Source organism: Anoxybacteroides tepidamans, assembly GCF_014201465.1.
Lineage (GTDB): Bacteria > Bacillota > Bacilli > Bacillales > Anoxybacillaceae > Anoxybacteroides > Anoxybacteroides tepidamans.
In genome coordinates, this window is sequence record NZ_JACHEP010000004.1 from 142641 (window position 1) to 153351 (window position 10711).

The following is a 10711-nucleotide window of genomic DNA, read 5'->3' on the forward strand; positions in this document are numbered from 1 at the left end:
CGAAAGAAGGAAGAATACGATGAAACCATTTTTATCATTATGTATGATCGTAAAAAACGAAGAAAAAGTATTACAACGTTGCTTAGACTCTGTATATGGTATCGTTGATGAAATTGTCATTGTTGATACAGGATCAACTGATTCGACAAAAGATATTGCGTTGAAATATACGAAGAAAGTATATGATTTTGAATGGACGAATAGTTTTGCAGATGCGCGCAATTTTGCGCAGCAACAAGCGACAGGGGAGTGGATTCTCGTATTAGATGCAGACGAATATGTCGAGCGTGCAAATTTACAAGAAATGATTGATGTACTAAAACAAACAGACGAGAGCGTGGAGGCGTATGACGTTGTCATCTACAACTTTATGGGGGTGTACGGTGAGCGTGTTCTTCAACATCGCCATACACGCATTTATCGCAATTCCCCACACTTACGATACGTTCGTGCCATTCATGAACAATTGCGGAAAGTAAATGGCGAATATGTCCAAGCTGCGCAAGGTATTTTAACTGTTTATCATACAGGCTATATGCATCAAGCGGTGACGGAAAAGAAAAAACACGATCGGAATGCGCCGCTTCTTGAATATGAAATGGAAGTAGGCGAAAGTGTTGCCTTTGATTATTTTAATTTAGGAAACGAATATCTTTCAAAAGGTGAAATAGAGAAGGCGTTAGAATCATTTATTAAAGCGTATCAAGAGAAAAAGGATATTCGCTTAAGTTGGGTTTCATATTGTCTTGTGCAAATTATTTTATGTTTGAAGTATTTACAAAGGTTTGAAGATGCTTTACAAGTCATCACTGATGCAGAAAATTTATATAGTGAAACAGCCGATTTTCCATTTTTGCGTGGGGAAATTTACTATTTACAATACCGCTATGATGATGCGGCAGAACAGCTAGAGTATTTGCTTCAAAATAAAAACAAGTATCCCCATATCATCAAAACGTTTGAATATGTTGAATATGATCCACATATGTTGCTTGGTCATATTTACAAACATAAAGGGAATTTACAAAAAGCGATGTACCATTATTCCAGTGCATTATCTTTTAATCGTAGAAGCTACGAGGCGCTCTATCATGTTTTACAGCTGTTAGCACGTGTTCATCGGGAGGAAGAAATCATTCAATTTATTGAAAATAAACAATTAGCAAACGATGAACTGGCGACTTTGTTAATCTCGCGTATTGCTTCGGTTTTACATTTAGAAAAGGTTGTGCAATGGTACGCTTTGAAACTAAGCGATGAAACGATTCGTCGCGGCTTTGAAATAAAAATCAATATATTACAAAGACGTTATGAAGAAGCATTACAGCAAATGCTTAAAAGTTCTATGCCGGACTTACAAACGTACATTCGAACGGGAAGTTTAGATTCGTACGATTTATTAGTGTTAGCGTTGAAAACAAATCAACTTGATGTCATTCGCTTGCTTCTTCATCTCGTTTCCGAGCAAAAAGAGAAAGAATTTTTATTGTTTATTATGAACGAGTATGAGCAAGTATCGGAATCAACGTTTTACTTACTTTTACTTGAGCGGACGATTCAACTGAAAGAATACGAGTTGTTTGAGCAGTTGCTCGCTTTAAAAGATAAATTTGCTCCGTCTATCCATATTAAAATTGGTCATCTGCTACATCGCTATGAATTTATGGATGTAGCGCTGCAACTGTATCGTTCTGTTGAGAATATGAACGATTGGGATGCTGAGTCATTCGTTAATGTGATCGAAGCGTTAGCTGTAAAAAATGAAGCGATGGAAGCGATGCAATATGGACTTTTAGCGATCAGTTTTGGCCATCGTGATTTTCGTTTGTACAAATATGTGATTGAGCTGATGAACATATGTGGAATGAGTGAAGAAAAAAAGAAGGTTGTTCAGCAGGCGAAGCTCATGTACCCAGATAGTCAATGGCTAAAGGAGAAAGAAAAGTAAAAGGGAGAGCACGATGAAAACAAGTATCGTCATATTAACTCACAATAAGTTGGACTATACAAAACAATGTATCGAAAGTATTCGTCAATATACGAGAGAAGGCACATATGAGATTATTGTGGTTGATAACCATTCCACAGATGGAACGGTTGAATGGCTAAAAGAACAAGGGAACATACGAACGATTTTTAATAATGAAAACGTTGGTTTTCCGAAAGGATGTAATCAAGGAATACAAATCGCAAAGGGAGAAAACATTCTCTTATTAAATAACGATGTCGTCGTTACAAAGAATTGGCTTGACCATTTGTTAGTTTGTTTATATAGCGCTGATGATATTGGAGCGGTAGGACCAGTTACAAATTCTGCTGCCTATTATTCAACAATTCCTGTGAATTATACGTCGATTAATGAAATGCATGTGTTCGCTTCCCAACATAATGTGCTTGATCCAAATAAATGGGAAGAAAGGTTAAAACTGATCGGTTTCTGCATGCTCATCAAAAAAGAAGCGATCGATAAAGTAGGGCTATTGGATGAACGTTTTACTCCAGGGAATTTTGAGGACGACGATTATTCTGTTCGTTTAAGACAAGCTGGTTATCGTCTAATGCTATGTAAAGATACGTTTATTCATCATTACGGTAGCGTATCATGGAAAGATGACGGTAGTGGTTATTCGAAGTTGTTGCGAGATAATCAAAAAAAATTCGAAGAAAAATGGAACGTTGATGTTGAAGCGTATGCCATCGAATGGGAGATACTCAGTCAAATAGCGATGGATCGCCAAACCCATGCCAATGTGTTACACATTGGCTGCGGTGCAGGGGCGACATTACTGAAAATCAAACATGAGTACCCGCATGCAACGTTATACGGCGTAGAACAAAATACATTCGCTATGAAAGAAGCACAACGGTATGCATACGTAGCGAATGACTTAGAAGACAGTGAAATAAAAAAACAAATGTTTGATCTTATTTTGTACAGCGATCGTACGTTTACGTTAAATGATCATTTCCTTCGTTTTGTTGTTGAACATTTAAAACCAAATGGAAAGTTTTTCGCTCGTGTGCAAAATGCAGGGCACTTCCGAGTGATCGAAGAACTGATCGCTGGACGTAATCCACTTGAACGTACGAATTTATATAGCTTAGGTCAATTGGATGATTTATTTAAACGACATCCGCTATCGATGTCTGTTAGAGGCTTGATTTTTTCAGAGAATGACAGCAAACATAGGTTAGTCAACCATCTGAAAGCACTATATGGAGAGACCGTCCAATCTTTACTTATGCCAAAATCGTTTGTTGTATGCGCTTATAAGCAAAAGGAAGATGTAAGGAAACTAATTGACGCTTTCGCATCTAAAAAAGATCGTCATCACGTTTTAGAACAGTTACATCATCTTTCTACTACCGAAGTTGTCGATATAATAAAAAAAATGGATGAAGCAATTGAGTTATTAAATGCACTTGCGATCGAAAATTTCGCACATGGTTACCATGAACATGTTTTACCGTATTTGCAAGCGGCGTTTGAGTTGTGCCAAGACGATACAGATACGCTATATAATTTAGCGTTCGTGTTAAACTCTTACGGTGAAAAAGAACTAGCGAATCGATATTTGTCATTCATTCGCCAACCAGATGATGAAGTGAAACAACTGTTTGAAGAAATTAATGAACAGCCGTTGAAAAAGGCGCAAGAGCTTACGTTTTTGTTGCGCAGATTGGAGTTTGACGTAGATGTTGAAGAAGCGAAACAAGCAATCGTCGACAAACTTGCCCGTGGCGAGATTGACGAGTTACTGATTAAGGAGATGATCGATACGAGCATTATTCACAAAGTAAAAATACTACAAGTTCTCGCCATTACATGTTTTGAACAAGGGCTTCATGAACATGTATTGCCTTATTTGCAACTCGCTTATGAACAAGAGCCGACGAACGTAGATACGTTATACAATTTAGGCTATGTGCTTCTTACTTACGGAGAGCATGCGCTAGCAGAGACATTTTTACAAAAAATCCAACAACCTGATGAACAAGTGCTACAGCTATTAAAAGTAGCAAGAGGAGAGTTTTGATTATGAACGACAAAAAAATCGCATTTATTTATTGCGTTAACAACCGAGAGTTATATGAAGAGTCTGTGCGTTATGTGAGATCGCTTCATGTACCAGAAGGATACGAAATCGAAATTATAGCAATAGAAGGGGCAAAAAGCATCACTTCTGGTTATAACGAAGCAATGAAAAAAACAGATGCAAAGTATAAAGTGTATTTGCATCAGGATGTGTTTATAGTTAACAAAAATTTCCTATATGATATTATTGCTCTTTTTGAAAAGTATCCGAAATTAGGGTTGATTGGAGTAGCTGGGGCTAAAACAATTCCGAAAAGCGGTGTTTGGTGGGAGAGCACTCAACGATTTGGAAAGATTTACGACAGTCATACTGGAGAAATGAAGTTATTAAGTTTTAAGAATACAGAATTAGACTATGAACCCGTGCAAGCTATCGACGGGTTAATAATGATTACTCAATACGATATTCCGTGGCGAGAAGATTTGTTTACTGGTTGGCATTTTTATGATCTTTCTCAGTGTCAAGAATTTTTATTAACCGGTTATGATGTAGGAGTTGTGCGCCAAAACGAGCCGTGGTGTGTTCATGACTGTGGCATAGTGAATGTGAAAAATGGATTTGATGATGATCGAAAAAAGTTTATTGATGTTTATGAGGAAAATGTTCAGAGATTAAACAAGAAGTTTCTTCCTCTTGTAAGCATACTAATTCCTACTTATAATCGTCCACATTATTTTGAGCTTGCTTTACAAAGTGCATTGAATCAAACATATGAAAATATTGAGGTTGTTGTATGTGATGATAGCACAAATGATGAAACAGAAAAGTTAATCAAAAAATATACTGCTAAATACGATAATTTAACCTATATCAAAAATCCGACTAGATTAGGACAATTTGAAAATGATATTAAGTTATTTAACCTTGCCAATGGGGAATATATTAACTATTTAATGGATGATGATTTATTTCATCCTCAAAAAATTGAAAAAATGATGAATTATTATCTCAATGATCAAAAAAACGAAATAACATTAGTTACATCTCATAGGCAATTAATAGATGGAAATGGAAATTTATTAAATGATATTGCAAGTACTAAAAGACTTTTTAAAACAGACACTATTATAGATGGGAGAATATTTGGGGAATATATACTAAAAACATTAATAAATTGTATCGGTGAACCCACTACCGTATTGTTTAGAAAGCGTGATCTGGATGAACCTTTCGGTACTTTCAGTGGAAGGAAATATTTATGTAATGTAGACTTAGCATCATGGCTTAACCTTTTATCTAAAGGAAAAGCAGTTTATGTTAGTGAAACACTAAGTTATTTTAGAATTCATAGTGAGCAACAGTTGCAATCAAAAAAAATGTTATTATATGGGGCTTTAGATCATGCTCATGAGGTTTTGAATGCGAGAAAAAAAGGATTTTTGGAGCAGAAGGAAGACTATTTAATTGCACTTAACAGTTGTGAGAAGTATTTAGCAAAAATAATAGAACAATTAAAAGAGGAATCTGAAAAAGATAATGATAAATTTGAGGAACTGTTAGATGTTTATAAGAAGCTTATTTTAGAAATAGAAACAGTGAGAAAACAATCAAATAATAATATAATAGTTGTTAATGAAAATTATCCATTAGTTAGTGTTCTGATTCCAGCTTATAATAGACCCCATTATCTTGAATTAGCTTTACAAAGCGCTCTTAATCAAACATATCCTAATATTGAGATTATTATAAGTGATGATAGTACGAATAATGAAGTTGAAAAGATGCTGAAGCCTTATTTAAATAAATATAACAATATTAGATATTATCGAAATAATTCACCGTTGGTAGAAGGGAATTTTGACCGCTGTTTTCAGCTGGTAAGAGGAGAATATATTAATTATCTAATGGATGATGATATTTTTCATCCAGAAAAAATAGAAAAAATGATAAAATACTTTCTCAAATATAAAGATATAACGCTTGTTACATCTTATAGAAAACTTATTGACCAAAACGGATATGAGTTACCTGATCTGCCGACTACTGAAAAACTTTTTCATGAAGATACTATTATTGATGGTAAAGTGCTAGGGAATTATATGCTCAAAAATAATATAAATGTAGTAGGTGAACCAACTACTGTATTATTTAGAAAACAAGATTTAAGTGAAACTTTTGGGTATCTTCATGGTAGAAGAGTTCCGATGCTTAATGATCTTGCGTCATGGATAGCATTATTAGCTAAGGGGAAAGCTGTATATATATCTGAGCCTTTAAGTTACTTTAGGCAACATCCTGGTCAGAATCAAAAGTCTCTAAAATATGCAAAAAATACAATTAATGATTGGATATACTTAATAATGCATTCGCGTAAAAAAGGTTTTTTATCACTTGAAGATGATTATAAAACAGCGTTAAATAACGTACTAAAAATTATTAACTATATATTTCAATTATATATTAATGAGTCTAAAACTGATTCAATTGATTATAAAGAATTGCAATCTCAATTTGAAATATTAATTAAAGAGATTATTACTCACCAAGATAAATATTGCTGTAACTATTGTAATAAAAGGTTTGAACGTTTTGAACCATGGCCTGATATTTATGATTTTCCAAGCTATATATTTGAAAACTATAATAAATACACAGCAATTTGTCCGTCTTGTGGATCTATGGATAGAGAAAGGTTATACAAATTGTATATTGAAAAAGAAACTAATTTACAACATTCTTATAGTAAAGTTCTTCATGTGGCACCAGAAACTCAATTGAGAAAATGGCTACAGAGTTTTAAGAACATCACATATGTTTGTGGAGACTTATATCCGTCGGATGATTTAATGGAAAAAATCGATATTACTGATATAAAAAATTATAGTGATGAATCGTTTGATGTCATAATATGTAGTCATGTTCTCGAACATATACCAGATGATTTAAGAGCAATGTCAGAATTATATAAGGTTCTCAAAAAAGGTGGTTGGGGAATTATACAAGTTCCAATTGCTCTAAATTTAAAAGAAACATTTGAGGATCCAAGTATTACTACTCCAGAAGAAAGATTAAGAGTATTCGGTCAGGCAGATCATGTTCGAATATATGCCAAGGATTATGTAGATCGATTAAAGTCGGTTGGATTTAAGGTTAAAGAGTTTAATTATGCACAGAAATATGGGTTATCAGAAGCACAGAAATATGGGTTATCAGATACAGATGTTTTATATGTGGTAGAAAAATAAAAAAATACTTGACGTATATTGTGATAAAGCATAAAAAACGGAAAACACTTAAGAAATCTATAGTAGATTTCGCAGTGTTTTCCGTACTATTAAAACTACTTTATCTCCAAGTTGAATAAAAACAAACACTTATGATTAGGAATGGTCTATATAAGTTCAGACTGATACGATCAATGTGTTTAATTTGGGTAAAAGAGTAGGCGAAATTCTTTTTATCAAAAGTTCAATCTTTATCAAAAGTTCAATCTGTATGTATATACAAAGTTTTCGTATATTTGATGTTTTTAGGTACTAGTAGGATTCCATTTACATTTTTTGAGTTTTTGGTCAATACATTTTTGTGTTTTTTGGTTTTATATTATCAATATTTTACAATATTTATATGGTTTATTACGTTTTCTTTAAATTAGGGGTTTTGATAATGAAGAAAATAGTTGTTTTTGGTTCAGGTGGACATGCAAAAGTTGTAATTGATATTGTTGGAAAATCTGAAAAGTATAGTCTTTATGGTGTGATTGATGGCTTTCGTTCTCGAAATGAAGAGTTTTGTGGTTATAAAATATTAGGTGATGAATCGTCTCTTTTGAATTTAAACGAAGAAATATATGGTGGGATAGTCGCTATCGGTGACAACTGGGTTCGAAGAAAAGTTGTAGAGAAAGTCATATATATTATTCCAAATTTTAAGTTTATTTCACTAATACATCCTTCTGCTGTTATAGGTGATAGAGTGAAAATTGGAGATGGAACAGTAGTTATGGGGGGGGTTGTAATAAATAGTGATACAGTTATTGGTGAGCATTGTATTATAAATACTAAATCTTCTATTGATCATGACTGTTTAATTGGCAATTATGTTAGTATTGCTCCAGGTGTGACTCTTGCAGGTAATGTAAAGATAGGAGATTATTCAGCTATCTCTCTAGGAGCTAATGTTATTCATTCTATAAATATAGGGGAACATACTTTAATTGGTGCCGGGGCTACTGTGATTAAAGATATTGAATCTTATGTTGTTGCATATGGTACACCAGCCAAAATAATTAGGAGTAGGAAAATAGGAGAAAAGTATTTATAAATTAAAAAAACAAGGAGAAATAAGTCGCGGTGAAAAAAATACCTTTTTTAAAGCCCAACTTGATAACATTAGATGTGTATAAGGAATATATTGAAGAAATAGATAATACGCATATCTATACGAATTACGGTCCGTTAAACAATAAATTTGAAGAGAGAATAATAGAGGAATATTTCGATAATTTAGGTGCTGTGACAACGGTCAGCAATGCTACACTAGGATTAATCTTAGCAATTTCCCAAATGAAGCGGCCGAAAGGGAAATACGCTCTTATGCCTAGTTTTACGTTTTCTGCGACACCTTTAGCCGCTATGTGGTGTGGTTTAGAGCCTTATTTTATTGATATCAATGAAGATGACTGGTTTATGAATCAGGAGCAGTTGGAAGAAGTTTTAAATCAATTGGGGGATGAAGTGGCTGTTGTTGTGCCGTATGCTACGTTTGGAAATTATTTAGATCTTTCATACTATCAAAAGTTGCATGAATCAGGAATACCAGTAGTTTTAGATGCTGCTCCTTGTTTTGGAACTACTTATAATGGACAACACATAGGTCAAGGATTTAAGGGGGCTGTTGTCTTTAGTTTTCATGCAACAAAATCTTTTGGAATTGGTGAAGGTGGATTAGTCTATAGCCAGGATGAAGAATTAATAAAAAATATAAGAACTGCTGCTAATTTTGGATATTACGGTAAAAGGGAGTCTATTACATTAGGAATTAATGCAAAGATGTCGGAGTATTTTGCAGCGATTGGACTAGCTACACTTGATGTTTATCAAGAAAAAATTTTAAAACGAGAACAACTTTATAATGTTTACTTAGAAGAAATAACAAATGCGGGTTTATTCGAACAAGGATGGCAAGTTCAAAAAACAAGAGGGAAAATACCGTTTCAGTTTTTCTCCATTCTTTGTCCTAAGGATGAACTTAATACATATTATTTAAAAAAATTGGAGGAAAAAAACATTCAGGCTGTTTCGTATTTTTCACCTGCCTGTCATCAGCAAAAACAATTTTTAAATTGTCCTTATTCTGATCTTTCTATAACGAACGAAATTACTAAGAGAGTATTAAGTCTTCCGTTTTGGGAAGATATGAGTAGAGATATTGTTAGATACATTATAGGTTCACTAATTTCTTAAATTATTTGTAGGAGGATTACTTAAATGAAAGGCATCATCCTCGCCGGTGGGACGGGATCCCGCCTTTATCCGCTAACGAAAGTAACGAATAAACATTTGCTTCCAGTTGGAAAATATCCGATGATTTACCATGCCATTTATAAACTGAAAGAGGCTAATATTACTGATATTTTAATTGTGACTGGCCGTGAACATATGGGGGATGTTGTTAATCTTTTAGGCAGTGGTTCTGAATTTGATGTTCAGTTTACGTATAAAGTGCAGGACCAGGCTGGTGGAATTGCGCAAGCGTTAGGGTTATGTGAAGCATTTGTCGGCAATGATTTAATGACAGTTATTTTGGGAGATAACGTATTTTCTGATAGTATTGTGCAATATGTTAAAAATTTTAAAGAACAAGGGGCAGGAGCGAAAATTTTAATTAAAGAGGTAGAGGACCCTGAGCGATTTGGTGTTCCTGAACTCGAAGGCAATCGTATTAAGAGTATAGAAGAAAAGCCAAAGAAGCCGAAAAGCCGTTATGCGGTTACAGGAATTTATATGTATGATGCAAAAGTATTTGACATTATTAAAACGTTAAAACCGTCTGCACGCGGTGAGTTGGAAATTACCGATGTGAATAATGCCTATATTGCACGAAATGAACTGACGTATGATATTTTGGACGGATGGTGGACGGATGCCGGTACGCATTCATCTTATTTGCGGGCCAATGAACTTGCAAAAGATGTTGATTTTGGCGGTTTGTTTAATAAAAACATGAAATAATCGAAGGATGAATGGCATGAGGGTGATTCAAACAATATTTGACGGTGTATTTGTATTGGAGCCTACAGTTTACAAAGATGAGCGCGGTTTTTTTATGGAAAGTTATAATGAACAAACATTTCGTAAACTAGGTTTTGATATCCACCCAAGTTCGACAGTTTTGAGACCATTTTAGGCAAATGGAAATGACTAAAATGCTTTTATATCAAGGATTTCGTGATTGCGGATCCTAGAAAAAAACGCCGAATTTCATAGGCACACGATTTATTAATTTATTCTTTTAAAATGAATGTTTATACGTTATAATATAGGCATGTACATACGACGAGTAACACGCAAAAACAAAGATGGAACAACCGTTGCTTATCTCCAGCTTGCTCACAACGAATGGGATCCGAAGGCCAAATATGCGAAAGCGAAGGTGATTTATTCGTTTGGGCG

The 10711-nt window shown here is 34.2% G+C and carries 6 protein-coding genes and 1 pseudogene; all 7 read left to right on the forward strand.

The genetic code is table 11. The features are described 5' to 3' along the window. Positions 1-19 precede the first annotated feature (19 nt). The 7 genes and pseudogenes from HNQ34_RS06645 to HNQ34_RS06675 all read left to right on the forward strand — a co-directional run bounded on the left by HNQ34_RS06645 (position 20) and on the right by HNQ34_RS06675 (position 10445). A complete protein-coding gene (locus tag HNQ34_RS06645; protein WP_246363890.1) occupies positions 20-1948 on the forward strand; it encodes a glycosyltransferase in 1929 nt (642 codons plus the stop codon). Positions 1949-1961: 13 nt separating this feature from the next. Next, a pseudogene (locus HNQ34_RS17835) lies at positions 1962-3056 on the forward strand (glycosyltransferase); the annotation flags it as partial. Positions 3057-4039: 983 nt separating this feature from the next. Then, on the forward strand, positions 4040-7282 hold the full coding sequence (locus HNQ34_RS06655) for a glycosyltransferase (RefSeq protein ID WP_183252850.1): 3243 nt from the start codon (positions 4040-4042) through the stop codon (positions 7280-7282). Between the two features lie 421 nt (positions 7283-7703). Then, positions 7704-8360: an acetyltransferase gene (locus HNQ34_RS06660; protein ID WP_183252852.1), complete on the forward strand. Its 657-nt coding sequence runs from the start codon at positions 7704-7706 to the stop codon at positions 8358-8360. A 29-nt stretch (positions 8361-8389) separates the two neighbouring features. Further along, entirely contained in the window at positions 8390-9502 is a 1113-nt protein-coding gene (locus HNQ34_RS06665) for an aminotransferase class I/II-fold pyridoxal phosphate-dependent enzyme (protein WP_183252854.1), read from the forward strand. A 24-nt stretch (positions 9503-9526) separates the two neighbouring features. Then, entirely contained in the window at positions 9527-10270 is a 744-nt protein-coding gene (locus HNQ34_RS06670) for a sugar phosphate nucleotidyltransferase (RefSeq protein WP_183252856.1), read from the forward strand. 16 nt (positions 10271-10286) lie between these two features. Further along, positions 10287-10445: a dTDP-4-dehydrorhamnose 3,5-epimerase family protein gene (locus HNQ34_RS06675; protein WP_183252857.1), complete on the forward strand. Its 159-nt coding sequence runs from the start codon at positions 10287-10289 to the stop codon at positions 10443-10445. The last annotated feature ends 266 nt before the right edge of the window (positions 10446-10711 follow it).

Bases quoted from the DNA above. Each gene is read 5' to 3' on its own strand.
- HNQ34_RS06655 (WP_183252850.1), top strand. From the start codon at position 4,040: ATGAACGACAAAAAAATCGCATTTATTTATTGCGTTAACAACCGAGAG.
- HNQ34_RS06660 (WP_183252852.1), top strand. From the start codon at position 7,704: ATGAAGAAAATAGTTGTTTTTGGTTCAGGTGGACATGCAAAAGTTGTA.
- HNQ34_RS06645 (WP_246363890.1), top strand. From the start codon at position 20: ATGAAACCATTTTTATCATTATGTATGATCGTAAAAAACGAAGAAAAA.
- HNQ34_RS06675 (WP_183252857.1), top strand. From the start codon at position 10,287: ATGAGGGTGATTCAAACAATATTTGACGGTGTATTTGTATTGGAGCCT.
- HNQ34_RS06670 (WP_183252856.1), top strand. From the start codon at position 9,527: ATGAAAGGCATCATCCTCGCCGGTGGGACGGGATCCCGCCTTTATCCG.